The following is a 21,189-nucleotide window of genomic DNA, read 5'->3' on the forward strand; positions in this document are numbered from 1 at the left end:
CGTTCCCTGCAGTCGCCCGCGTGGCGCCACGAAGCCCCCCGTCTCGAAAAGGACCTCGTCATGGCCACCACCGGCACCGTCCCCGTCTCCCGGCCGAACTCCGCGCCCGCCTCGGAGGCCTCGCCGCACCGCTCCGGCCCGGTGATCGCCCTGCTCGTCGTCGCCGCGTTCGTCGTCATCCTCAACGAGACGACGATGTCGGTGGCGCTCCCCGCGATCATGGCCGACTTCGGCGTGAGCGCCGCGACCGGTCAGTGGTTGACCTCGGCGTTCCTGCTGACGATGGCCGTCGTCATCCCCCTGACCGGCTTCCTCCTCGAGCGCTTCCCGATCCGCAACGTCTTCTTCGCCGCGATGGGGGTGTTCGCGGTGGGCACGCTCGTCGCCGCGATCGCACCGGCGTTCGGGGTGCTGCTCGTGGGTCGCATCATCCAGGCGATGGGCACGGGCGTGATGATGCCTCTGCTGTTCACCACCGTGTTGAACCTGGTCCCCGCGAACAAGCGCGGCCGCGTCATGGGCGTCGTCACGATCGTCATCGCAGTCGCCCCCGCGGTCGGTCCGACCGTCTCCGGCCTCATCCTGTCCGCGCTCACCTGGCACGCGATCTTCTGGCTCATCCTGCCCATCGCCCTCGTGGCCATCGCGCTCGGCGCTCGGTGGGTCCGCAACGTCACCCAGACCCGCCCCGACGCACGATTCGACGTGCTCTCCGTGGTCCTGTCGGCGATCGGCTTCGGCGGTCTGGTCTACGGCCTCAGCGCGATCGGAGAATCGGCATCCGGACATGCGTCCGTTCCGGTGTGGATCCCCCTCGCCGTCGGCGCGGTCTTCGTCACCGTCTTCGTGATCCGTCAGCTGCGCCTGCAGCGCTCGGATGCCGCCCTGCTCGACCTCCGCGTGTTCCAGAGCCCGTCGTTCCGGCTCGCGGTCCCGCTGGTCGCGATCGTCATGGCCGCGCTGTTCGGCTCGCTCATCCTGCTGCCCATCTTCCTGCAGCAGGCGCTCGGCCTCTCCAGCCTCACCGTCGGCCTCATGCTGCTTCCGGGCGGCGTGCTCATGGGTGTCATGGCGCCGATCGTCGGCCGCCTCTTCGACCGTTTCGGGCCGACCCCCCTCGTCATCCCCGGAATGGTCATCGCGGCCGCGGTGTTGTGGACGATGGCACTCACCTTCGACCAGAGCACTCCCATCTGGTGGATCGTCACCGTGTACCTCGGGCTGAATCTCGGACTGGGCCTCGTCTTCACCCCGCTGATGACCTCGGCGCTGGGCTCACTCCCCCGCCGGCTCTACTCGCACGGCAGTGCCGTGGTGGGCACCGCTCAGCAGGTCGCAGGAGCCGCAGGCACCGCTGGCTTCGTCGCGATCATGACCGTGTTCTCGAGCACCGCCCTCGCCGGCGGCGCCGATCAGCCCGGCGCCGTCGCGTCGGGTGTGCACGTGTCGTTCCTCGTCGGCGCGGTCATCGCGACCGCAGCGGTCGTCCTCGCGTGCTTCGTCCGCAAGCCCGCGGAGGCGGAGGAAGCAGACGCTCCGGTCATCGCTCACTGAGGCGGAACCGAGGCCGAGGCGGAAGAGGCCGGTGAGCGGCTCAGCGCGCAGGGAAGCGGAGCCAGACCGGGCCAGCGCGCTGCTCACCTCGCAGTGAGGCGTATACGCGGCGGGCACAGACCCGTCTCGATGTCGCCCCTGGGATGCGGAAGCGGCGCCGCCAGTACGACGAAAGCGACGCGGGTCGACTAAGGCGTCGCCGCGCGCACGCGAAAGCCGCACCGTCCGCACGAGGGAGCGCGACCCTCCGCGGCTCCGCCGGCGCGTCAGCGCCGGATCAGATCGAGCAGGAACCGCCGCCGCAGCACTGCGAAGCGGAGGGCTTGTCGTCGTCGGTCTCGACAGCGGGTGCATTCAGCAGCGTGATGAGCGGCTTGGATGCGAGGGCCGTGTCGGACGTAGGTTCACCGGACATGCGCTCGATCCTACGCCTGCGCGAAAGCGCGAGGGCCGCCGCGCGGGACTACCGCCGCCCCGCGGCATCCGCAACCCCCGTCTCGCCCACGGCGGCCGTTCCTAGCGTGGTATCACCCCCGATCGACAACAAGAGAGGCGTTCGACATGACCGATCTGAGCGGAAAGCGCATCGCGTTCCTGGCCACCGACGGATTCGAAGACAGCGAGCTCACCAGCCCGTGGGAGGCCGTGACCTCCGCCGGCGCGGAGGCCGTGCTCGTCTCGCCGAACGACGGCAGCATCAGCGGCGAGAAGGGTCACGAGCAGAAGGTCGACCTCTCGGTCTCCGGTGCCTCTGCGGGCGACTTCGATGCCCTCGTGCTCCCCGGCGGCGTGCAGAACGCCGACGACATCCGCATCGTGAAGGACGCCGTGTCGTTCACCCGCGGCTTCTTCGACCAGCACAAGCCGGTCGCCGTCATCTGCCACGGCGGATGGATCCTCACCGAGGCCGACGTGCTGAAGGGCCGCACGCTCACCAGCTACCCGACGCTGCAGACCGACCTGCGCAATGCCGGCGCCACGTGGGTCGACGAAGAGGTGCACGTCGACCAGGGCCTGGTCTCGAGCCGCAACCCCGACGACCTGCCCGCGTTCAACGCGAAGCTCGTCGAAGAGGTCGCCGAGGGGAAGCACTCCGGCCAGACGGCCTGAGCTCCCCCGTTGACGAGGGCCCCGGACTCCGGTCCGGGGCCCTCGCTCGCGTGAGGGGTCAAAAAGTGTCGCCGAGGAGTGCGCCAGGCGACACCTTTCGACCCCTCACGCGCGGGAAGACGGGCAGGCGGGGGGGGAGGCGTGCGCCAGGCGACAGTTGTCGACCCCCTCACGCGCGGGAAGACGGGCAGGCGGGGCCGAGGCACGCGCCAGGCGACAGTTCTCCACCCCTCACGCAGAGGAAGACTGGCACGCGGGGCACCACTGCCCGCCGCCCTTGGTGCCGGGGATGTCCTCGACCACGCCGGCGCACCCGGGGCACGGCTCGCCCGTGCGCCCGTGCACCTGCATCGCGGCAACCTTCGCGGCCTTCTGCTCGGCGATCGGCACTCCTCGTCGCGCGAGCACGGCCGCGGTCAGGGTGTCGTGAAGGGCTGCGTGCAGCCGGGTGATCTCGTCGGCGCTCAGGCTCGCCGCATGCGCCGTCGGGTCCAGCCGCGCCGCGAACATGATCTCGTCGGAGTACGCGTTGCCGATCCCGGCCAGCGTCTCCTGCTCCTGCAGCAGGGCCTTCAGCTGCTTGCGCCGACCGCCGAGCGCGGTCACGAGCATGTCGCGAGAGAACGCCGGGTCCGCGGCATCCGGACCCAGCTTCGCCACCGCGGGCACCTCATCGCCGGCGTCCACCACGTGGAGCTGCACCGAGAGCCACTCGCCCGCGTCGGTGATGCCCAGGATGCCGTGATCGAACGCGATCCTCGCGATCACCGCGGCCGCGGACTCGACCTCTGCGGCCCCCGCGTCCTGCCAGGTCGCCCATCCCGCCCGGCCGAAGCCGAGCGCGAGGTGCACCCCGTCGAGGTCGAGGTCGATGTGCTTGCCGAACCGCGTGACCGCCGTCACGCGCCGGCCGATCAGTTCGTCGAGGGGACGGGCACGCGTCTTGAGCGCCCGCCCTTCGACGAGGTCGACCCCGACGACTTCATGACCGATGAGGCGCTCGCGCAGGAACAGCGCGAGCGCCTCGACCTCGGGTGCCTCAGGCATGTCGGCGCTGCTCTCAGGCTCCGGGCTCGGATGCCGTGGGGGCGGTCGACGGCGCCGGAGACGCGGGCGTGGTGCCGGTGGCGGCGGGCCGCTGCGTCGACTCGGCGAAGGCGTCGGCCATCGCGCGGCCCTGGATGATCTGCGTCAGGTCGATGCCGGTGGCGGCCTTCACGGCCTCGAAGGACGAACGCAGGCCCGTCGCCGACTCGGTCGCGAGGTGACCGCTGGCCCCCTCGCCGCCGAGCACGGTGATGTTCCCGACGCGGTCGTAGCCCTTGGCGAACTCCGCCATCATCGGCACCAGCGACTCGAGGGCGCGCTGGGCCAGTAGGGCCTCCTGGTTGTGCGAGAGGGCCTCGGCCTCGGCGCGGATCGCCTCGGCACGGGCCTCACCGGCGAGGCGCACCGACTGCGCGTCGGCTTCGGCGCGCACGCGCACGGCGGCGGCTTCCTGCTCGGCGATCTGCGCGCGGGCCTGGGCGGCCTTGATCTGCGCGTACGAGTCGGCGTCGGCGTCCTTCTGGCGCTGGTACAGGTCGGCGTCGGCGACGCGGTTGACCTCGGACTCGAGGCGCGCCTGCGTGTTCTGGGCCTCCTGCTCGAGCACCGCCTGGCGGCGCTCGGCGCGGGCGAGGGCTTCGGCCTGCTCGGCCTCGGCGTTGGCGCGGCCGACCTCGGCCTTGGCCGCGGCGCTGTTCTTGTCGAGCTTGGTCTGCTCGATCAGGTTGGCCTCGTCGGTGGCGATCTGGCGGGCGCGGATCTCGCGCACGGCGTTGATGCGGGCGACCTCGGCCTCGCGCTTCACGCGCTCGACCTCGGTGGCACCGAGCGCCGAGATGTAGCCGTTGCTGTCGGTGACGCCCTGGATCTGGAACGAGTCGAGGATGAGGCCCTGCGACGACAGGTCGCCCTTGATGCCCTCGGCGATCTGGTCCGACAGGCGCTGACGATCGCGCATCAGCTCCTCGACGGTCAGCGTCGCGACGACGCCGCGCAGCGCACCCTCGAGCTGCTCGGTCGTGAACTGCTCGATCGCCTTGTCCTGCGAGGCGAAACGCTCGGCCGCGCGACGCACCTGTTCCGGGTCGGAACCGATCTTCACCAGGGCCACACCGCTGACGTTGACCGTGACGCCGTTCGACGACTGCGCGGTGGGCTCCATCTTGATCTGACGGGCCCGGAGCGAGATCATCTCGCCGCGCTGGGTGAGCGGGTTGACGATCGCTCCCCCGCCGGTGATCACCGTGATGCGCGACGACTCACCGTCGGCGCCCTTCTGCCGCTTTCCGACGATGACCAGGGCTTCGTCGGCCTTGGCGACGCGGTACCAGCCGCGGACGACGAGGGCCAGGACCAGGATCACGACGATCGCGACCACCACGACGACGACGGCGATCAGTCCGACTGCTCCGAGAGCGGCGAGTTCCATGCTTCTCCTTCGACGGGTGCCGCCGACGGCGGCACGGGGGAATTGCCTCCAACCTATCCGGGGGGCTCCGGCCGCTGTCCACCCCATCCGCGCACGATCGCGTCCCCCGACGGGCGGCCGGGAGCGTACCGTTGAAGGTGAGGCGGCCCGAACCGCCCGAAGAAGGGTCCCCCATGAAGATCGTCTCGTCGCAGGACTGGCGCGATGCCATCCGCTTCGATGTCCCCGTGCTGGTCGCCGACGTCGTTCCGGGCGAAGCCACCCGCTGCGTCGCGTGCGGTGCCGACGGCCCCCTGTACGACCGCACCGAGCTGTGGGCGGTGAAGCACCAGCACCCCAAGCACCACGGCGGCTTCGTCCGCTTCTACTGCGAGGCGCACAAGCCGGCCGCTCCCCCGCCGCCGCCCGCGCCGACCATCGAGGCCCGACGCGCGCGTGCCGCGTCCGCCCCGAAGGAGCGTCGCACCCCGAGCTCGAAGCCGATGCTGATCACCGACCGCCCGACGCGCACGATGTGCCCCGACTGCTTCGTCGAGGTCTCGGTCGGCGGCGACTGCGGCATGTGCGGCGCCCAGGTCGTCTGACCGCCTGAACGACAGAACCGCCTCGGATCACTCCGGGGCGGTTCTGTCGTTCGTGGGCTCAGCGGGCCGAGATGGTCCAGCCGGCCTCGTGCGAGGCACCGGGGTCGAGCGAGACGACGCCCGTGGCGAAGTCGTAGGCGTCGTCGTTGAACGCATCGGGCGCGCACGTCATCGGTTCCACGGCGAGGCCGGCGCGGTGTCCGGGCGTGCCGGGACCGGCCGGGAGGTCGGCGGTGTGGATCTGCACCCACGGGCAGTCCGTGCCCCAGTTCATGGCCACGCCCGTGCCCGACGGGTCGGTGAGCGTGACGGTCGTGCGGGCGCCAGCATCCGGGATCAGGCCCGTGTAGGCGTGGTCGATCTCGACGGCGCCGAGCACTCGCGGTTCGCGGAAGTCGAATCGCTCGGCGTCGGAGGTGACGGATGCCAGGGCCACCGGCGCCAGACGGTCGGGCGTGACCTCGAGCACGGTGTCGGCCGGCAGACCGAGCGTCCACTCGTCGAGGGTCGCCGGTCCCGCGACGAGGTACGGGTGCGGTCCGGTGCCCCACGGGGCGGGGGTGTCCGACAGGTTCGTGGCTCGCACGGTCTGCGTCAGGCCGTCGGCATCCAGCGAGAACGTCGTCGACACGACGACCCACCACGGGTAGCCGGCCTGCGCGGTGATCGTGGCGACGAGGGTGACGGAGTCATCGGTCGCCTCGCGCACGTTCCAATCGACCCACGACAGCAGTCCGTGCAGGGCGTGGCCGCGGTTCGGCTCGGTGAGGGGCAGCTGGTGCTCGACGCCGTCGAAGTGGTGGATGCCGTCGACCACGCGGTTCGGCCACGGCGCGAGCGTCGTGCCGCGGTAGGCGGGACGCAGTTCGTCGGCGGCGAAGGGAACGACCAGGTCGCGCCCCTCGAAGGTGAGGGAGCGGAGGGAAGCGCCCACGCTCGCGATTGCGGCTTCGTAGCCGTGGGCGCGGAGGACGACGGGGGTGCCCGAGACGAGCGTGGGCGTCTCGATGGGAACGACAGCGGTCATGTCGCCATTATCCCGGTCGGTCCCGCTGCGGCCCGCCACGCGGCCACGCCGTGGCGGGAGCCGACATCGTCGGCGCGATGTCGTCCGAAAAGACGAAGTGCCCCCATCCGCGAGGGAGGAGGGCACTTCGGGGAGGGCGACTTACTTGAAGGCGTCCTTGACGTTCTCGCCGGCCTGCTTGGCGTGGGCCTTGGTCTGGTCAGCCTGACCTTCGGCCTCGAGGCGCTCGTTGTCCGTCGCCTTGCCAGTGGCTTCCTTCGCCTTGCCAGCGATGTTTTCCGCGGCGTTCTTGATCTTGTCGTCGAGTCCCATGTCGGCTCCTCCCTGTGGTCTTCGGGAATCTCCCGATGTGCGTACAGAGTAAGTCGCCGACCTTCACCCACGAGGGGGGCTTGATATTCATCTCGCCGTGAGGCACTGCGGCGGGTTAGGTTCAGAGAATGCACCGGGGGGAAGCAGCCATCACGATCGTCCGTGACCGCTCATGACCACGTCTCACACGCTCTCGGATTTCGCCGACCTCCTCGATGACGCTCCCCCGGAGCCGACGCCTCCCGGCCCCGCGGGCAAGATCGTCGCCCTGTCGTTTCTCGGGGTGATCCTGCTGCTTTTCGCCGGCTCCGGCGGGTACGTGTGGTGGGCGTCGACGGCGGCGCTGCCCGCTCCCACCGTCACCTCGAAGGCTCCCGCGGTGACCCCCGGGGCAGCCGCGTCCGTGCCCATGCCCGCGGCCGGTGCCGCTCTGCTGCGGGTCGAGGGCGGCGACGCCTTCCTCGGGCCCGACGCCGCGAACGTCTTCGCCTCGACCGGTGGCGACGACTCCCGCTCCATCGCCAGCGTCGCGAAGCTGATCACGGCGCTGGTCGTGCTCGATGCGCACCCGCTCGCGAGCGCTGACGACCCCGGTCCCACGATCTCGTTCACCAAGGCCGACACCGATCTGTACGACCGGTTCTACGTGCAAGACGCCGTCGTCGCCCGCATGCCCGACGGCACGCGCATGTCGCAGCACGACGCGCTGGCGACGATGCTGCTCCCCTCGGCCGCCAACTACGCCGTCGCCCTCGCGCGGTGGGGCTTCGGCTCGGAGGGCGCCTACGTGCAGGCCGCCCGCACGTGGTTGAGCGCGAACGGGTTGACCAACACCCGCATCGTGGATGCCACGGGGCTCGACTCCCGCAACACCAGCACGCCGAGCGATCTGCTCGCCCTCGCGCGTCTCGCCGCGGCGAATCCCGCCGTCGCCGCCATCGCCGCCACCGGCTCGATCGACGTGCCCGGTCCCGGATACGTCACCAACACCAACGACCTGCTGGGCACCCTCGGAATCACGGGGCTCAAGACCGGGAACCTCGGCGACGGCACGTTCAATCTGCTCTTCACCTCCCGCCTCGACGTCGGCGTCGGCACGCCCCTGCGGATCACCGGCGTGCGCATGGGCGGCGAGACGCACGACAGCACCGACGACGACGTCCGACGCATGCTGCAGGGGGTCGCGGACGGGTTCCACGACGTCACCGTCGGCACGGTCGGCGACACCATCGGCTCGATCTCGACGCCGTGGGGAGCGAAGGCCTCGCTCGTGCTCGCCCAGACGAGCGAGGTGCGCACGTGGTCGGACACCCCGATCGCAGTCGACCTGAAGACCACGACACCGCAGAACTACGCCGACGGCGAGGTCGTGGGCAGCGTCTCGTGGACCGCCGGACCCCGATCGACCTCGTCGAGCGTGAAGATCTCGGGTGCGATCGAGGAGCCGACACTGTGGTGGCGCCTCACCCACCCCGGAGAGCTGGGCTGAGGCGCACGACCCGCGACATCACGGGTCAGACGGCGGGAAGTTCCGCGTGCGCGATGACCGCGTCGCCCGTGTCGCGGAGTTCCATCCGCGCCGCGTCGCCGCGGAGCACCGCCGCATTCATGCGGCACACGATGGGCACGTCCGAACCGAGCACCTCTCCTGCGCTGAACTCCGTGCCGTCGACGCCCACGAACACCAGTTCGTAGGTCGCTCCGACGTCGAGTCCGGACGCCTCGAGGTACGCCTCGGTGCCCCACGTGTGCGCCACGACCTCCGCCGAGACGTCGACGCCGCCGACGTCGTCGCTCACCGCGATCTGCTCGACAGCCCCCAGGGTCCCGGGCGGACCGGACGGCACTGTCGAGGTGAACGCACCGGCTCCGCTGACCCCGATGACCACCCCGACGACGAGACACGCCGCGGCGGTCAGCGGCGTGACCCATCGCCGGCGTCGGCGTGCCGCCGCGGCATCCGGAACGAAGTCGACCTTGGGCGAGACCTCGCCGTCGACCGCACCCTGGATCCCCTCCCACAGGTCGTCGGCGTCGCGCGGGGCCGTCCAGGTGAGATCGCCCTGACGCAGGCGCCCGGCGAGCGCCTGCAGCGAGGCGTATTCCTCCGCGCGAGCAGGATCGGCTCGGCGGAGATCGTCGAACTCGGCGCTCTCCGCCGCGGTCAGCTCGCCAGCGAGCGCGGCCGCGGCCAGTTCGGCCCAGCGGTCATCGGGAGTGCGCATCGGGCTCCTCCATCTCTTCGAGGTGCGTCCTGAGGGCGCGGAGTGCGTGGAACGTGCGGGTGCGCCAGGTCGCGACGGGCACGCCCGTGGCATCCGAGAGCTCCTGATAGGTGCGACCGTGCAGGTGGACGGCGACGACGGCGGTGCGGTGCGCCTCCGTGAGGACCGACAGCGCCTCCAGCATGCGCAGACGCTCGAGGGGATCGATCGCCTCCGCCGCGCGGCTCTCGAGCTCGGCGTGATCGCCGATCAGCGGGAGGCGGGCGCGAGCGCGGAGCGCATCGACGATGACATTGCGCGCGATCGCGAACAACCAGGTGCGCTCGGAGGCGCCCTGGGCGTCGAACCGATCGCGCGCTCGCCACGCGCGGAGAAATGTCTCCTGCACGCAGTCCTCCGCGAGCGGACGGTCTCGGAGGGCGTTGACGGCGAAGCCGAGCAGGGCGTTGGCGTTGTCGTCGAAGGCCCGGCGCAGGTCGAATCCCGCTCCCGCCGGACGTGGCCGAGATGCGTGCATGCGCCTCTCCCTGCTTCGCCCGGTCGACCCCGTCATGCGCTCCGCCCCTCCGAGATTAACGGTCGCCGAAGCGGCGGCCCTGTGAGGTATACGTCGGCGCGGCGGCCCGCGTTCATCGCCGGACGAATTCTCGGCCCCGATGAACGCCGAAGCACTCGCGGTCGTACACCTCTGCCACCGGACGTTCCGCGTCCCGATCGAAAGGCACGACGATGACGAAGAAGACGTACGCCCGCCCACTGACGATCGGCGCCCTGGCCGGTGTCGCTCTGCTGGCCGTCGGTTCCCCCGCGTTCGCCGAGACGGAGGTGTCGGAACCGGCCGAATTTACGAGTGCGTTCACGGTCATGGCGACCCCCGATCAGGTGATCAACAACGACGGGGTCGCCGCACCGGGGCAGAGCGGCGCGACCGGCACCTTCACGTTCCGCATCAATTCGGACGAGGAGATCATCTGCTACGACATCCGCCTCGAGGGCGTCAGCGGCGACTACCAGAGCCCCGCCAAGACGGCGACGCACATCCACGAAGCCGCCGTCGGCAAGCCCGGCCCGCCGCGAATCGCCTTCCCGAATCCGGAGCCGGTCGGCGACGGACCGCGCACCTCGTCGGGATGCCTGCAGGGGCCCTTCACCACCGGTGTCGTCACGAACGGCGCCGACACCGGCACGGGCTTCTCGCTCAAGCAGATCGAAGCGAATCCCGCCGGGTTCACGGGCGATTCGCACACGGTCGACTTCGCAGCCGGAGTGGTCCGCGGCCAGCTGACGTCGATCCCCGTCGGCGGAGTCGACACCGGGGCCGGAGGCGCTGCGGCGACCGACGCCAGCGGTTGGGGCATCGCGGCCGCCGCCGGCGGACTCGGCCTCGTCGCCGCATCCGTCTTCGTCGTCCAGCGTCGACGCGCGGCCGACGCGAAGTGACCGACGCACGGCGCGGCGCGCGGCGGATCGCCCGGACAGGGCGGACGCTGCGTGCCGCGTGCGTGCTCGCTCTCGTCGGCGTGCTGGCCTGCGCGGGATGCACCGCCGCATCCCCGGCAGCCGCCCCGGCATCTCCCGCATCCATCGTCCCACCGGTGTCCCCCGCCCCACCGGCGTCCACGCCCGAAGCCGCAGCGGCCGCACCCGCGGCTCCGGCTCCCCCTGCGCCCTCCCGCGTCGTGATCCCAGCGCTCTCCCTCGACGAAGAGCTGATCGACCTCGGGATCGCCGCGGACGGGAGCATGGAGGTCCCGGCCGACTACGACGAGGTGGGATGGTTCACCAGCGGCGGACGTCCCGGCGGAACCGGCCCGACCGTCATCGCCGCCCACGTCGACTCGCCCACCGGTCCTGCGGTGTTCGTGGACCTCGAGAACGTGGTCGTGGGCGACGTCATCGAGGTATACGACGACGGCGGCACCGCCCACGTCTACCGCGTCACCGAAACGGCCGACTACCCCAAGTCGGCTTTCCCCACCGCCCGTGTCTTCGGCGCCACCGCGAAAGACGAGCTGAGGCTCATCACCTGCGGCGGGGTGTTCGATCGCGATGCGGGTTCGTACGTCGACAACCGGGTGGTCTACGCCGAGCGCGCGTGATCGTCGCTCACGACCTCAGGTGATCCCGCGCCCACAGAGCGGCGCTCGTGCGGTCGGCGACGCCGATCTGCCGGAAGACGTTGCCCAGATGCGCCTTCACGGTCCGCTCCGAGATGCCGAGCGCCGTGGCCACCTGCTTGTTCGCGAGGCCGTTCGCGACGAGCCGCAGCACCTCCTCCTCGCGCGCGCTGAGGCCGTTGCCCGGTGCCGCGGCATCCGGAAGCAGAGCGCCGGCGACGCGGGCGTCGAGCGGCGTGTGGCCCTCCGCGACGGATCGCACGGCGGAGCGCAGGTCGGCGGGCTCGGCGTCCTTGAGCTGATACCCCGTGGCGCCGGCGGCGATCGCCCGACGGACCTGGTCGCGGTCGCCGAACGAGGTCAGCACCAGCACGCGGATGCCGGGATGCTCCGCCCGCACGGCACGCGTCGCCGCGATCCCGTCCATGACCGGCATCGACACGTCCATGACGACGACGTCGACCTCGGTCGTGCCGACGAGCGCGACGGCCTCCGCGCCGTTCGCCGCGGTGGCGGACACCACGATGTCGCCGTCCGCGGCGAGCACCGAGGCGAGTCCCTCCCGCACCATCGAGTGGTCGTCGACGACGAGGACGCGGATCATTCGGACTCCCGGGGGCGATCGTGCGGGGGAAGGGTCACGCGCCACGCCGTGCCGTGACCGGGAGCGGTGGCGAGGGCAAGCTCGGCGCCGGCATCGGTGGCGAGGTCGCGCAGAACGCGCGTGCCGAGGTGCCCCTCGACGGGTGGGCGGTGCACGGTCGCCATGTCGAACCCCCGGCCGTCGTCGGCGACCGTCAGCACGGTGCCGGCGTCCTCCGCGGCCACGGTGATCACGACGCGGCAGGGAGCCGCGTGGGTCACGGCGTTGCGCAGTGCCTCCTGCGCGACCCGGTACAGCAGGCGCTCGTGCTCCTCCGGCAGTTCGTCCACGGGCATCCGCAGGTCGAGCACGACGTCGGCTCCTCGCGTGCGGGCCGTCGCCGCGAGGTCGTGCAGGGCGGAGGCGAGACCGGACGCGCCCAGGCTCTCGGGGTAGATATCGACCAGCAGCGAGCGCAGCACGCGCACGTTCCCGCGGACCGCCGCCGCCACCTCGCGCAGGCGCGACGCCCCGGCCTCCTCGCCGCGGCGGTCGGCCTCGACGGCCGCGCTCTCGGCGCCGTAGCTGGTGGCGACGAGTTCCTGCACCGGGCCGTCGTGCAGGCTGCCCGCGATGCGTCGGCGTTCGGCATCCGACGCATCCACCGCCCGCTGCAGCAGTTCGCTGCGTCGCGTCTCGGCCCGGCGGAGTTGCCGCAGAAGCGTCCAGACGATCGGGGCGGTGAGCACGACGAGCAGCAGCAGACTGCTCGTGGTCACGCCGGTGAATCCGCGCCAGAGCTCCGCCGAGCGCGCCGCGACCGGCTCGTAGGGGTAGTAGACCTCGAAGAGCAGCTGCTGCCCGCTCGCCGACCACACCGGACGGTAGACCTCGAGCAGGCGCGAGCCGCTCTCGAACTCGTTCTCGTCTTCCGACAGGTCGGACACCGCCGCACGGGTCGACGGAGTGGTCAGAGCCGCGCGCTGGGCCTCGTCGAGCGCGAAGGTGCGGCCGATCAGCTGCGGCTCGTCGGCGTAGAGCACGCGCCCCTGGGGGCTCCAAATTTTGACGCGAATGACGTCGTCGCCGAGGATCTGCGACCGCACGATCACGTCGAACGCCGCGACCGCGGCGGGGTCTCCCGCGGCGAGCGCGTCACTGAGCGCGGGACGCACGACGGCGTCGGCGAGCACGTTGGTCACCTGCGCGGCGTCGTTGACCGCCTCGCGCTCCGCGAGCCACTGCGCGCCGAACCCGGCGAGCGCTGCGACGGCCACCAGCACGGCGGCCAGCCCCGCGGCGAGGCGCAGCAGCACGGCACGAGTCGACAGGGTGCGCGGGAGCGTCCGAGAGGGGCGCGCCGTGACGAGCACCTCCCAGGACGGAGCGGAGGGGTCGGATGCCACTCAGTCGTCTCCCCCGTGGCGGTCGCCGCCGTGTCCGCTCGTGCCGCCGTCTTCCACGCCGCCGCTGTCGGAGCGGCTGCTGTCGTCGGTGCGGGATTGCGTCGAATCACCCGTGCCCTGCACGGCTCTGTCATCGCCGGGTTCGACGCGCGTGTCGCGCGGGGCGTCGCCACCGGCGTCTTCGGGAGTCGTCACCGCCGCACCGTCGTCGCTGCCGTGAGAGCCGTCGCCGCCGGGCGCGGAGTCATCGGTCGAGGTGGCGCCGCCATCGCGGTCGTCGCCGGGCTCGACCCGCTGGTCGCGCGGAACGTCCCCGCCATGATCGTCGACGGATGCCGAGGGCGAGGGCGTCGGCGCGAGCACCTGGGCGAGCGAGGGCACCGGCACGGGCACCGATTCGGCGAACGACGCATTGCCCCACAACCCGATCGCCGCGGGTGCGGCGGCTATCAGCAGAGCTCCCGCTCCGACAAGGATCCGCTTCTTCATGTCATCCGTCCTTTCGCCCATTTTCACCCGCGGTGCGTGGAACGCTGTCCACTGTTCGCGAAAGCGCACGGCCGGGCCATCGGACGATGGTCGTACTACCAAGGTCGCATTGCCCGGTCCGGGCGCCGGCCGCGACGGTGGGAGCAGCTCAACCGACGAAACGAGGCCCTCATGAGCAGCAGCACCTCCCCCCGTTCGACCCTGACCCGTACCACCGCGATCGTCGCGGCCGCCCTGGTCGCGGCATCCGGTCTCCTCTTCCCCGCCGCCGCGCAGGCGAAGACGACCTCGGTCGGCGGCGACTACGCCGTCACCGTGAACGGCACCACCTACAACCCCGCACCCGGCAAGGACGCGAAGCTCAAAGACGTCGCCGTCTCGGGCCGCATCACGGTCAGCGGCACGAACAACCGCTTCACGATCGACCCCGCCACGCTCGGCGTCTACGACTACACCCTCACGGGCGCTCCCGACACGCAGCGCATGGTCACGAGCCCCACCGTCGTGTTCGCCTCGAAGGTCCCGACCCTCACGGCCGCTCAGCGCAGCGGTGCCCGGCTGTCGAGCCTCGAGGTGCGCGACGACTCCCTGGTGGCGATCTTCACCACCGCCGGCGGCAAGCTGAAGATCCAGGCGAAGGACGGCGCGCAGGGCGGCATCTTCCAGATGGAGCCCGAGTTCGCCGCCCCGGTCGAACTCGTGCACACGCTCGGCCCCGGACTCTTCTACTTCGTCAACCAGTACACCGGCAAGATCAACTTCGGAAACGGGGTGGATGCCGTGACCTCCGGCCCGGGCGCGCACCAGATGCTGCTGGGCAAGGACAGCCCGCAGGTCGCCACGAAGACCTACCAGGATGCGACCGTCACGGAGTGGACCGTCGCCTCGGGTGGCCGCATGGGCGGCGTGCTGGGCGAGGATGCGATCGAGCTCTCCGCGGGTGCGACCAACTGCACCAGCCAGTGCCAGGCGCAGAACCGCATCAACGGGTCGCTCCCCGTCCCCCCGAACCCGACGAACCCCACCCCCATCGGGGGCTGATCCCCGACGCGAACGCCCCCAACCGAAAGGTCGGGGGCGTTCGCGCGTGTCCGCCGGGCGCGGCTGAAAGGTCGGGGGCATTCGCTCGTGCCCGCCGGGCCCTCGGCTGACGGCGGGGTTCAGCCGACCGTCGTCGGTGCGAATCCCGCGAAACCGTCGATGCGCTGCTGCGCCACGGTCGTTCCCAGTTCGCCGCGGGCCGACGGATGCGTCCAGTAGTAGTGCAGAGCCGCGTAGGTGGCCCGGGGCGCGGCATCCAGGGCGAACGTCGCGATCTTCCACTCCCCCACGACGCCCCGCGTGCCGTCGCCGGTGTCGCGCTCGATGCGCAGGATCGGGATCTTCACCGGTCGCGCCTGCTGCACGCCCCTGTCGTTGGTCGTCGTGGCGCGGATCGCCGTCACCTCAGCCCAAGGAATGTCGACCGAAGCGCCCTGGAAACGCACGGCCACTCCGCTGCGGCCCACGGCGACGCACTGACGGTTGCCCCACGACGAGCGGCTGCGCGCGGCGAAGACGAGGTTGACGAACGACAGCAGGAAGAACAGACCCAGGATGCCGAAGACCACCGCGATCACGTACGGAATCGGTCCCTGCATCGAGGGGGTCGTGCCCGCCTGCGCGAGCACGGCCCAGGTCACCCAGCCCGCCCCGGCGGCGATCAGCCCGCACACGACGGTCAGGAAGAGCGGTGGGCGCTTGAGCGGGGCGACGTGCAGCCACTCGTCGGGTGCGCGGTCGAAGGTGCGGTTGAACATCTCTGCCGGCAGGAGTTGCAGCCGCTTCTTCGAGGCGAGCGGAAGCACCCACCCGGACGGGACGTTCGCGACGCGGGCGTCGATCTGGGCCATGCCAGCAGTGTAGGCAGGGGCACCGACATCGCGGCCGGACCCGTGTCGGACGGTCGGGCGGAGTGGCATGGCTCCGACATCGCCGTCGGACCCTTGCTCGATGGGCGCGCGGCGTGGCATGACCGAGGCCAAGTGGTACCATATCCTGTACCACTTGGAGGACTGGATGGCGATCACCACGAGCGAGGCGCGACGCGACCTCTTCGGCCTCATCGAGCGGGTGAACCTCGACCACTCGGAAATCGAGATCACCTCGAAGCGAGGCTCGGCGGTGCTGATGTCGAAAGACGAGTACGACTCTCTCATCGAGACGAGCTACCTTCTCCGATCCCCCGAGAACGCTCGTCGACTTCTGAGCGCGCTCCAGGACGCGCGCGCCGGAGACGTCGAGTCGCACGAGCTCGTCGAACCGTGAGCGAACGTCTCCTCGCGTGGACCAGCGGCGCGTGGGAGGACTACCTCTACTGGCAGACCCAGGACCGCAAAACCGTTCGCCGGATCAACCTGCTCATCGCCGACGTTCTGCGTGACGATCCCTTCGACGGGATCGGCAAGCCCGAGCCGTTGAAGCACGCGCTGGCGGGAGCGTGGTCACGACGCATCGATGAGGCGAACCGGCTCGTCTACGTCGCTGACGACGCTCGAGTGACGATCCTGCAGGCTCGCTACCACTACTGATCGCCGCGGCGCCGGCCGCGCAGGGGATCAGCGGCGAGCCACATGGCGCGCCAGAACGCGACGAAGAACACGATCGCCGCGATGATCCACAGAACGAGCCAGATCAACCGCCCCTCAGCGGGTGCGGCGAACACGGCGAACATTGCGCCAATCCACACGGGAAGGCACACGAACTGCGCGATCTTCAACGTGCGAATATCGTTCACGAATTCACCGGATCTCCGCGCCGCCGCGGCCCTGCCGCAAGGCTCATAGACGGCGCCGTGTCCATATTCGAGTTGGCCTCCCGCCACCATCGGACGAGCGAAGAAGCGAACGGCGACGCCGCATCCTTGTGCGGAATGTCGAGACCATAATCGTCGCGCAAGAGAGTCACGATGCGCGCACTGAGGAGAGGGGCATCGTCACCAGCCCCGAGCCAACGCATAATCGGCGCGATCAGATCGTCGTACTCGTTCTCATCACCCGGTCCGTCGTCGTCGGCATAGACCCCGAGAACGTCCCACTCGATGAGCCGAGCCCGAAGCTCTGCGACGCGTCGCTCCGCGTCCCGTCGGATCCCGTCGCAACTCACCCGACCGTTCCTCTCGACCCGCTCAGTTGTTGAAGCGGAACTCCACCACGTCGCCGTCCTGCATGACGTAGTCCTTGCCTTCGAGGCGGGCCTTGCCCTTCGCACGGGCCTCGGCGACCGAGCCGAGCTCGACGAGGTCGTCGAACGAGATGACCTCGGCCTTGATGAAGCCCTTCTCGAAGTCGGTGTGGATCACACCGGCCGCCTGCGGCGCCTTCGCGCCCTGCGGGATCGTCCACGCGCGCGCTTCCTTGGGACCCGCGGTGAGGTAGGTCTGCAGGCCCAGCGTGGCGAACCCGATGCGGGCGAGCTGGTCGAGGCCCGACTCGTCCTGACCGGTCGACGCGAGCAGCTCGGCGGCGTCCTCGGGGTCGAGGTCGATCAGTTCCGACTCGATCTTCGCGTCGAGGAACACGGCCTTCGCGGGGGCGACCAGCGCGGCGAGTTCGTCCTTCCGAGACGGGTCGGTGAGCACGGCCTCGTCGACGTTGAAGACGAAGATGAACGGCTTGGCGGTGAGCAACCCGAGCTCGCGGATCGGCGAGAGGTCAATTCCGGATGCCGACAGCAGCACGCCACGCTGAAGGGCGTCCTGCGCGGCCTTGGCGGCCTCGAGCACCGAGGGGTCGAGCTTCTTGCCCTTGACCTCCTTCTCGTACCGGGTGATCGCCTTCTCGAGCGTCTGGAGGTCGGCGAGCTGCAGTTCGGCGTTGATGGTCTCCATGTCGTTCGCCGGGTTGACCGAACCGTCGACGTGCACGACGTCGTCGTCGGCGAATCCGCGCACGACCTGCGCGATGGCATCCGCTTCACGGATGTTCGCGAGGAACTGGTTGCCGAGGCCCTCGCCCTCGCTCGCGCCGCGGACGATGCCGGCGATATCGACGAACGACACCGCAGCGGGCACGAGCCGCTCGCTGCCGAACACATCGGCGAGCTTCTGCAGGCGCACATCGGGAAGGTTCACGACCCCGACGTTGGGCTCGATGGTGGCGAACGGGTAGTTCGCCGCGAGCACCGAGTTCTTGGTCAGAGCGTTGAAGAGGGTCGACTTTCCGACATTGGGAAGGCCGACGATTCCGATGGTAAGAGCCACGGGAGTCCAGGTTACCCGGCTGAGAGACTCCTCACCGCGTCAGGGTCGCCGCGTGCGGAACGCGTGGGTGACGTACGGCAGCGCGACCGCCCCGCCGTCGGCGAGTCCCGGCACGGATGCCACGACCCCGTCGACCGCGGCGTCGATGCCCGCCCGCTTCTCGGGGCTGGCCGTGATGACGTCGCTGCGCGAGCCGACGAGGTCGCGCAACTGCGGCAGGGTGATCTGCCGGTCCCAGCGCCACTCGCGGTGCTCCAGCCCCTCGAAGGGCTCGGCCACGCGCGGTCCAGTCGTCGCCAGGAGCACCTCGGCGTTCGAACCGCCCATCGCCGCCGTCAGCCGTTTCACCCAGTCGACGCTGTCGTCGCGGATGTTCCAGATGAGCCCCAGCTCTCCCCCGCTGCGCAGCACACGCGCGACCTCGCGGGAGGCCGGCTCGACGTCGACCCAGTGCCACGCCTGCCCCATGACGACGGCGTCGAGGGCGGAATCGGGCAGCGGCAGGCTCTCGGCCGTTCCGACGAAGGTGGGCACTCCTCGTGCGTTCTCCCGCAGGGTCGCGAGCATGTCGGCATCCGGATCGACGGCCACGACGTCGGCACCGAGCTCGACGACGGAGCGCGTCAGCTTGCCCGTTCCGGCACCGACGTCGGCCACGCGCAGACCGCGCCCCGGTTCGCGCACCCGTTCCAGCAGCCACGCGACCGCCTCGGCGGGGTAGCCCGGGCGCCCCGACTCATAGGCGGAGGCCGCCTGTCCGAACGAGGTCGATTTCGCCTGATCGCTCATGGCCCCGACCCTACGCCGACCCTCCGACATGGCATCCGGAGTCTTTTCGAGCGATCCCGGATGCCGCCGACCCCGGCGCGCCTCCTCGGCTCGACGCCGGGCCGGGTGAGGGTGGAGGCGTGGCTCTGGACTTCACCGCGATCGATTTCGAAACGGCGAACTCCAGTGGTGCGTCCGCGTGTGCCGTGGGTCTCGCCCGGGTCCGGGGCGGCCGCGTCGTCGCCACCGCCGCCTGGCTGATCAAGCCTCCCGCCGGTCACGACCACTTCGCGCCGATCAACATCGGCATCCACGGCATCCAGCCCGCCGACGTGATGCACGCGCCGGGGTGGTCGGAGCAGCTGGAGCGCCTCACCGCGTTCGCCGGTTCCGACGTGCTCGTGGCCCACAACGCCGGTTTCGACATGTCGGTGCTGCGTCGCGCGTGCGCGGCGACGGGCGACGAGTGCCCGCCGTACCGCTACCTGTGCAGCGTGCAGATGTCGCGCAAGACCTACTCGCTCGCGTCGTACCGCCTCCCGCTCGTGGCCGCCGAGGCCGGCTGCTCGCCGTTCGCCCACCACGACGCCCTCGCCGATGCGGTCGCGTGCGCGGAGATCACGATCGACTGCGCCCGGCGCGCGGGTGCGGACGACGTCTTCGCCCTCGCCGCGCATCTCGGCGTGCGGGTGTCGCAGATCGCCGTCGAGCCGGCCGAGCGCGCGGTCGCCTGAGCCGTTTCGGCCCGTCTTTCCGGCGATGTCGGAGGTCTGGTGCATGCTGACCCTATGGACGCCATCGCCCTCATCCTCGTGATCATCGCCCTCGCCGTCGGCGCCGCGGGCGGCTGGTTCGTCGCGACCTCGCGCGCGGCGGCTCGCGACGCGACCGCGCAGCAGGCGCTGTCGGCGCGGGTGGCCGCCGCAGAGGCCGAGGGTGCCGGCCTGAGGGCGCAGCTCGACCACCAGGTGATTCTGTACCGCGAGCTGGCGGGGCAATCCCGGGCCGACCAGGCCGCGCGAGAAGAGCGCGAACGGCGCGAGCAGACGGTGCTGCGCGCCCTCGACCCCGTGCGCGAGACCCTCGACGCGATGCAGCGCAAGGTTGACGGTCTCGAGCGCGACCGCGTCGAGCAGTACACCGCGCTCGGCGAGCAGCTGCGCCTCTCGCGCGAGGCCGACGAGGCCCTGCGCGCGACGACGGAGTCCCTCGCCTCCGCCATGCGCTCGGGAACGACCCGCGGAGTGTGGGGCGAGACACAGCTGCGCCGCGTCGTCGAGGCCGCCGGTCTCACCCGCTACGTCGATTTCGACCTGCAGTCCTCGATCTCGAGCGACGCGGGCGCCGGTCGACCCGACATGGTCGTGCGACTGCCCGGGGGCAAGGCGCTGGCGGTGGATGCCAAGGTGCCCCTCGACGCGTACCTGCAGGCGAGCGCGATCCCGGTCACGGCGAACGGCGACGAGGGCATCCGCCGTTCCGGTCTGCTCGCGAAGCACGCGAAGGCCGTGCGCGCGCACGTCGACGCCCTCGCGAAGAAGGCGTACTGGTCGGGGCTGACGACGAGCCCCGAGTTCGTGGTCTGCTTCCTGCCGAGCGAGTCGCTGCTCGCCTCCGCGCTCGACGAAGACCCGACGCTGCTCGACTACGCCTTCACGCGGCGCGTCGCCCTCGCCTCCCCGGTGAACTTGTGGGCGGTGCTCAAGACGGTGGCGTTCACGTGGACGCAGCAAGACGTCTCCGACGAGGCCCGCACGCTCTTCACCCTCGGCACCGAACTGTACGAGCGGGTGGGGGTGCTGGCGGGTCACGCGAACGATCTCCGTCGCGCGATCGAGAAGACGGTCGACAGCTACAACCGTTTCGCCGGATCCCTCGAGTCGCGCGTGCTCGTCACGGCGCGCAAGTTCCCCGGCATCGACGAGACGAAGCTCGACGCGGTGGCGGCCCCGGCCGCGCTCGATGCGACGCCGCGGCGATGGACGGCCCCCGAGATGATCGATCTCGACGACGACCAACCGTCAGCGCGGTTCGCGGATGACCGAGACCGTCGCGCCGGTGTCCGCGCAGACCTCGGGTCGGTGCGGGAGCGCGCCGGACTGGAAGGAGACCAGTGAGGGTCGCGGTGACGCAGAGGGGCGAGCCGCAGTGCTCACCCACGGTGAGGCTCAAGACCCGCCGGGAACCCAGCTCAGCAGGCTGACCACGGCCGCGGACACACCGACGAAGGCGCCGACCATCCACCACGCGCTGACCTCGTGGCCCTCGTCGCGGCGAACGCGGAGAAGCACATCGGGG

The 21,189-nt window shown here is 70.7% G+C and carries 26 protein-coding genes; 11 read left to right on the forward strand and 15 right to left on the reverse strand.

Annotation, left to right across the window (positions count from 1 at the left end):
- The first annotated feature begins 60 nt into the window (after window positions 1-60).
- The gene (locus RWH43_RS09270) at window positions 61-1,554 is read left to right on the forward strand and encodes an MDR family MFS transporter (protein WP_316001309.1); all 1,494 of its coding nucleotides are present in this window, start codon (window positions 61-63) and stop codon (window positions 1,552-1,554) included.
- Window positions 1,555-1,831: 277 nt separating this feature from the next.
- Here the strand turns inward: RWH43_RS09270 and RWH43_RS09275 are convergent, their stop codons facing one another.
- Window positions 1,832-1,969, reverse strand: coding sequence for a hypothetical protein (locus RWH43_RS09275; RefSeq protein WP_230704864.1), 138 nt, complete (start codon window positions 1,967-1,969; stop codon window positions 1,832-1,834).
- Between the two features lie 146 nt (window positions 1,970-2,115).
- On the opposite strand from RWH43_RS09275, the gene RWH43_RS09280 reads away from it, so the two are divergent.
- Entirely contained in the window at window positions 2,116-2,664 is a 549-nt protein-coding gene (locus RWH43_RS09280; protein WP_144835217.1) for a type 1 glutamine amidotransferase domain-containing protein, read from the forward strand.
- Between the two features lie 231 nt (window positions 2,665-2,895).
- Here RWH43_RS09280 and RWH43_RS09285 read toward each other — a convergent pair whose 3' ends face one another.
- Entirely contained in the window at window positions 2,896-3,711 is an 816-nt protein-coding gene (locus tag RWH43_RS09285) for a DNA-formamidopyrimidine glycosylase family protein (protein ID WP_316001310.1), read from the reverse strand.
- A 13-nt stretch (window positions 3,712-3,724) separates the two neighbouring features.
- Window positions 3,725-5,140 (reverse strand): flotillin family protein, encoded by a 1,416-nt coding sequence (locus RWH43_RS09290; protein WP_144835222.1) that lies wholly within the window; start codon window positions 5,138-5,140, stop codon window positions 3,725-3,727.
- Window positions 5,141-5,313: 173 nt separating this feature from the next.
- Between RWH43_RS09290 and RWH43_RS09295 the strand changes: the two genes are divergently transcribed.
- Complete coding sequence (locus RWH43_RS09295) at window positions 5,314-5,724, forward strand: glucose-6-phosphate dehydrogenase (protein WP_144835224.1); 411 nt, start codon at window positions 5,314-5,316, stop codon at window positions 5,722-5,724.
- A 58-nt stretch (window positions 5,725-5,782) separates the two neighbouring features.
- Here RWH43_RS09295 and RWH43_RS09300 read toward each other — a convergent pair whose 3' ends face one another.
- On the reverse strand, window positions 5,783-6,751 hold the full coding sequence (locus RWH43_RS09300) for an aldose 1-epimerase family protein (protein ID WP_144835226.1): 969 nt from the start codon (window positions 6,749-6,751) through the stop codon (window positions 5,783-5,785).
- Between the two features lie 141 nt (window positions 6,752-6,892).
- Entirely contained in the window at window positions 6,893-7,063 is a 171-nt protein-coding gene (locus tag RWH43_RS09305) for a CsbD family protein (RefSeq protein WP_074697048.1), read from the reverse strand.
- Window positions 7,064-7,235: 172 nt separating this feature from the next.
- Here RWH43_RS09305 and RWH43_RS09310 point away from each other — a divergent pair, with 172 nt between their 5' ends.
- The gene (locus RWH43_RS09310; protein WP_316001311.1) at window positions 7,236-8,552 is read left to right on the forward strand and encodes a D-alanyl-D-alanine carboxypeptidase family protein; all 1,317 of its coding nucleotides are present in this window, start codon (window positions 7,236-7,238) and stop codon (window positions 8,550-8,552) included.
- A 25-nt stretch (window positions 8,553-8,577) separates the two neighbouring features.
- On the opposite strand, the gene RWH43_RS09315 is transcribed toward RWH43_RS09310, so the two are convergent.
- On the reverse strand, window positions 8,578-9,288 hold the full coding sequence (locus tag RWH43_RS09315; protein WP_316001312.1) for a hypothetical protein: 711 nt from the start codon (window positions 9,286-9,288) through the stop codon (window positions 8,578-8,580).
- Window positions 9,272-9,805: an RNA polymerase sigma factor gene (locus tag RWH43_RS09320; RefSeq protein WP_144835231.1), complete on the reverse strand. Its 534-nt coding sequence runs from the start codon at window positions 9,803-9,805 to the stop codon at window positions 9,272-9,274. Before RWH43_RS09320 ends, RWH43_RS09315 begins: the two co-directional genes overlap by 17 nt.
- 212 nt (window positions 9,806-10,017) lie before the next feature.
- On the opposite strand from RWH43_RS09320, the gene RWH43_RS09325 reads away from it, so the two are divergent.
- Window positions 10,018-10,728 carry a CHRD domain-containing protein gene (locus RWH43_RS09325; protein WP_144835233.1) on the forward strand — a complete coding sequence of 237 codons (711 nt, stop codon included), beginning with the start codon at window positions 10,018-10,020 and terminating at the stop codon, window positions 10,726-10,728.
- 155 nt (window positions 10,729-10,883) lie between these two features.
- Entirely contained in the window at window positions 10,884-11,387 is a 504-nt protein-coding gene (locus tag RWH43_RS09330) for a class F sortase (protein ID WP_316001313.1), read from the forward strand.
- 7 nt (window positions 11,388-11,394) lie between these two features.
- On the opposite strand, the gene RWH43_RS09335 is transcribed toward RWH43_RS09330, so the two are convergent.
- Genes RWH43_RS09335 through RWH43_RS09345 form a run of 3 tightly spaced genes read right to left on the reverse strand, consistent with a single transcriptional unit; the run spans window position 11,395 to window position 13,883 of the window.
- A complete protein-coding gene (locus tag RWH43_RS09335; RefSeq protein WP_316001314.1) occupies window positions 11,395-12,009 on the reverse strand; it encodes a response regulator in 615 nt (204 codons plus the stop codon).
- Window positions 12,006-13,394, reverse strand: a complete 1,389-nt coding sequence (locus RWH43_RS09340; protein WP_154096355.1) for a sensor histidine kinase — start codon at window positions 13,392-13,394, stop codon at window positions 12,006-12,008. Before RWH43_RS09340 ends, RWH43_RS09335 begins: the two co-directional genes overlap by 4 nt.
- Window positions 13,395-13,883: a hypothetical protein gene (locus tag RWH43_RS09345; protein WP_154096354.1), complete on the reverse strand. Its 489-nt coding sequence runs from the start codon at window positions 13,881-13,883 to the stop codon at window positions 13,395-13,397.
- 171 nt (window positions 13,884-14,054) lie between these two features.
- Between RWH43_RS09345 and RWH43_RS09350 the strand changes: the two genes are divergently transcribed.
- Window positions 14,055-14,924, forward strand: a complete 870-nt coding sequence (locus RWH43_RS09350; RefSeq protein ID WP_316001315.1) for a hypothetical protein — start codon at window positions 14,055-14,057, stop codon at window positions 14,922-14,924.
- A 119-nt stretch (window positions 14,925-15,043) separates the two neighbouring features.
- On the opposite strand, the gene RWH43_RS09355 is transcribed toward RWH43_RS09350, so the two are convergent.
- Window positions 15,044-15,775: a hypothetical protein gene (locus tag RWH43_RS09355; protein ID WP_316001316.1), complete on the reverse strand. Its 732-nt coding sequence runs from the start codon at window positions 15,773-15,775 to the stop codon at window positions 15,044-15,046.
- A gap of 100 nt (window positions 15,776-15,875) precedes the next feature.
- Between RWH43_RS09355 and RWH43_RS09360 the strand changes: the two genes are divergently transcribed.
- Window positions 15,876-16,190 carry a type II toxin-antitoxin system Phd/YefM family antitoxin gene (locus tag RWH43_RS09360; protein ID WP_316001317.1) on the forward strand — a complete coding sequence of 105 codons (315 nt, stop codon included), beginning with the start codon at window positions 15,876-15,878 and terminating at the stop codon, window positions 16,188-16,190.
- A complete protein-coding gene (locus RWH43_RS09365; protein ID WP_316001318.1) occupies window positions 16,187-16,453 on the forward strand; it encodes a Txe/YoeB family addiction module toxin in 267 nt (88 codons plus the stop codon). The genes RWH43_RS09360 and RWH43_RS09365 overlap by 4 nt, the downstream gene beginning before the upstream one ends.
- Here RWH43_RS09365 and RWH43_RS09370 read toward each other — a convergent pair.
- Genes RWH43_RS09370 through RWH43_RS09385 form a run of 4 tightly spaced genes read right to left on the reverse strand, consistent with a single transcriptional unit; the run spans window position 16,447 to window position 18,912 of the window.
- The gene (locus RWH43_RS09370) at window positions 16,447-16,659 is read right to left on the reverse strand and encodes a hypothetical protein (RefSeq protein ID WP_144835249.1); all 213 of its coding nucleotides are present in this window, start codon (window positions 16,657-16,659) and stop codon (window positions 16,447-16,449) included. The two genes, RWH43_RS09365 and RWH43_RS09370, sit on opposite strands and share 7 nt — an antisense overlap.
- Window positions 16,656-17,027: a hypothetical protein gene (locus RWH43_RS09375; RefSeq protein ID WP_316001319.1), complete on the reverse strand. Its 372-nt coding sequence runs from the start codon at window positions 17,025-17,027 to the stop codon at window positions 16,656-16,658. The genes RWH43_RS09370 and RWH43_RS09375 overlap by 4 nt, the downstream gene beginning before the upstream one ends.
- Before the next feature lie 22 nt (window positions 17,028-17,049).
- Window positions 17,050-18,123, reverse strand: a complete 1,074-nt coding sequence (gene ychF / locus RWH43_RS09380) for a redox-regulated ATPase YchF (RefSeq protein WP_230704873.1) — start codon at window positions 18,121-18,123, stop codon at window positions 17,050-17,052.
- A gap of 39 nt (window positions 18,124-18,162) precedes the next feature.
- Complete coding sequence (locus RWH43_RS09385) at window positions 18,163-18,912, reverse strand: class I SAM-dependent methyltransferase (RefSeq protein WP_154096348.1); 750 nt, start codon at window positions 18,910-18,912, stop codon at window positions 18,163-18,165.
- Between the two features lie 119 nt (window positions 18,913-19,031).
- On the opposite strand from RWH43_RS09385, the gene RWH43_RS09390 reads away from it, so the two are divergent.
- Both RWH43_RS09390 and RWH43_RS09395 read left to right on the forward strand, forming a co-directional pair.
- On the forward strand, window positions 19,032-19,625 hold the full coding sequence (locus RWH43_RS09390) for a 3'-5' exonuclease (RefSeq protein ID WP_316001320.1): 594 nt from the start codon (window positions 19,032-19,034) through the stop codon (window positions 19,623-19,625).
- Window positions 19,626-19,679: 54 nt separating this feature from the next.
- On the forward strand, window positions 19,680-21,008 hold the full coding sequence (locus tag RWH43_RS09395; RefSeq protein ID WP_230704876.1) for a DNA recombination protein RmuC: 1,329 nt from the start codon (window positions 19,680-19,682) through the stop codon (window positions 21,006-21,008).
- The last annotated feature ends 181 nt before the right edge of the window (window positions 21,009-21,189 follow it).

The organism is Microbacterium algihabitans (assembly GCF_032464975.1).
GTDB lineage: Bacteria > Actinomycetota > Actinomycetes > Actinomycetales > Microbacteriaceae > Microbacterium > Microbacterium algihabitans.

Bases quoted from the DNA above. Each gene is read 5' to 3' on its own strand.
- RWH43_RS09270 (WP_316001309.1), top strand. From the start codon at position 61: ATGGCCACCACCGGCACCGTCCCCGTCTCCCGGCCGAACTCCGCGCCC.
- RWH43_RS09275 (WP_230704864.1), bottom strand. From the start codon at position 1,969: ATGTCCGGTGAACCTACGTCCGACACGGCCCTCGCATCCAAGCCGCTC.
- RWH43_RS09280 (WP_144835217.1), top strand. From the start codon at position 2,116: ATGACCGATCTGAGCGGAAAGCGCATCGCGTTCCTGGCCACCGACGGA.
- RWH43_RS09285 (WP_316001310.1), bottom strand. From the start codon at position 3,711: ATGCCTGAGGCACCCGAGGTCGAGGCGCTCGCGCTGTTCCTGCGCGAG.
- RWH43_RS09290 (WP_144835222.1), bottom strand. From the start codon at position 5,140: ATGGAACTCGCCGCTCTCGGAGCAGTCGGACTGATCGCCGTCGTCGTC.
- RWH43_RS09295 (WP_144835224.1), top strand. From the start codon at position 5,314: ATGAAGATCGTCTCGTCGCAGGACTGGCGCGATGCCATCCGCTTCGAT.
- RWH43_RS09300 (WP_144835226.1), bottom strand. From the start codon at position 6,751: ATGACCGCTGTCGTTCCCATCGAGACGCCCACGCTCGTCTCGGGCACC.
- RWH43_RS09305 (WP_074697048.1), bottom strand. From the start codon at position 7,063: ATGGGACTCGACGACAAGATCAAGAACGCCGCGGAAAACATCGCTGGC.
- RWH43_RS09310 (WP_316001311.1), top strand. From the start codon at position 7,236: ATGACCACGTCTCACACGCTCTCGGATTTCGCCGACCTCCTCGATGAC.
- RWH43_RS09315 (WP_316001312.1), bottom strand. From the start codon at position 9,288: ATGCGCACTCCCGATGACCGCTGGGCCGAACTGGCCGCGGCCGCGCTC.
- RWH43_RS09320 (WP_144835231.1), bottom strand. From the start codon at position 9,805: ATGCACGCATCTCGGCCACGTCCGGCGGGAGCGGGATTCGACCTGCGC.
- RWH43_RS09325 (WP_144835233.1), top strand. From the start codon at position 10,018: ATGACGAAGAAGACGTACGCCCGCCCACTGACGATCGGCGCCCTGGCC.
- RWH43_RS09335 (WP_316001314.1), bottom strand. From the start codon at position 12,009: ATGATCCGCGTCCTCGTCGTCGACGACCACTCGATGGTGCGGGAGGGA.
- RWH43_RS09345 (WP_154096354.1), bottom strand. From the start codon at position 13,883: ATGAAGAAGCGGATCCTTGTCGGAGCGGGAGCTCTGCTGATAGCCGCC.
- RWH43_RS09350 (WP_316001315.1), top strand. From the start codon at position 14,055: ATGAGCAGCAGCACCTCCCCCCGTTCGACCCTGACCCGTACCACCGCG.
- RWH43_RS09355 (WP_316001316.1), bottom strand. From the start codon at position 15,775: ATGGCCCAGATCGACGCCCGCGTCGCGAACGTCCCGTCCGGGTGGGTG.
- RWH43_RS09360 (WP_316001317.1), top strand. From the start codon at position 15,876: ATGGGCGCGCGGCGTGGCATGACCGAGGCCAAGTGGTACCATATCCTG.
- RWH43_RS09385 (WP_154096348.1), bottom strand. From the start codon at position 18,912: ATGAGCGATCAGGCGAAATCGACCTCGTTCGGACAGGCGGCCTCCGCC.
- RWH43_RS09395 (WP_230704876.1), top strand. From the start codon at position 19,680: ATGGACGCCATCGCCCTCATCCTCGTGATCATCGCCCTCGCCGTCGGC.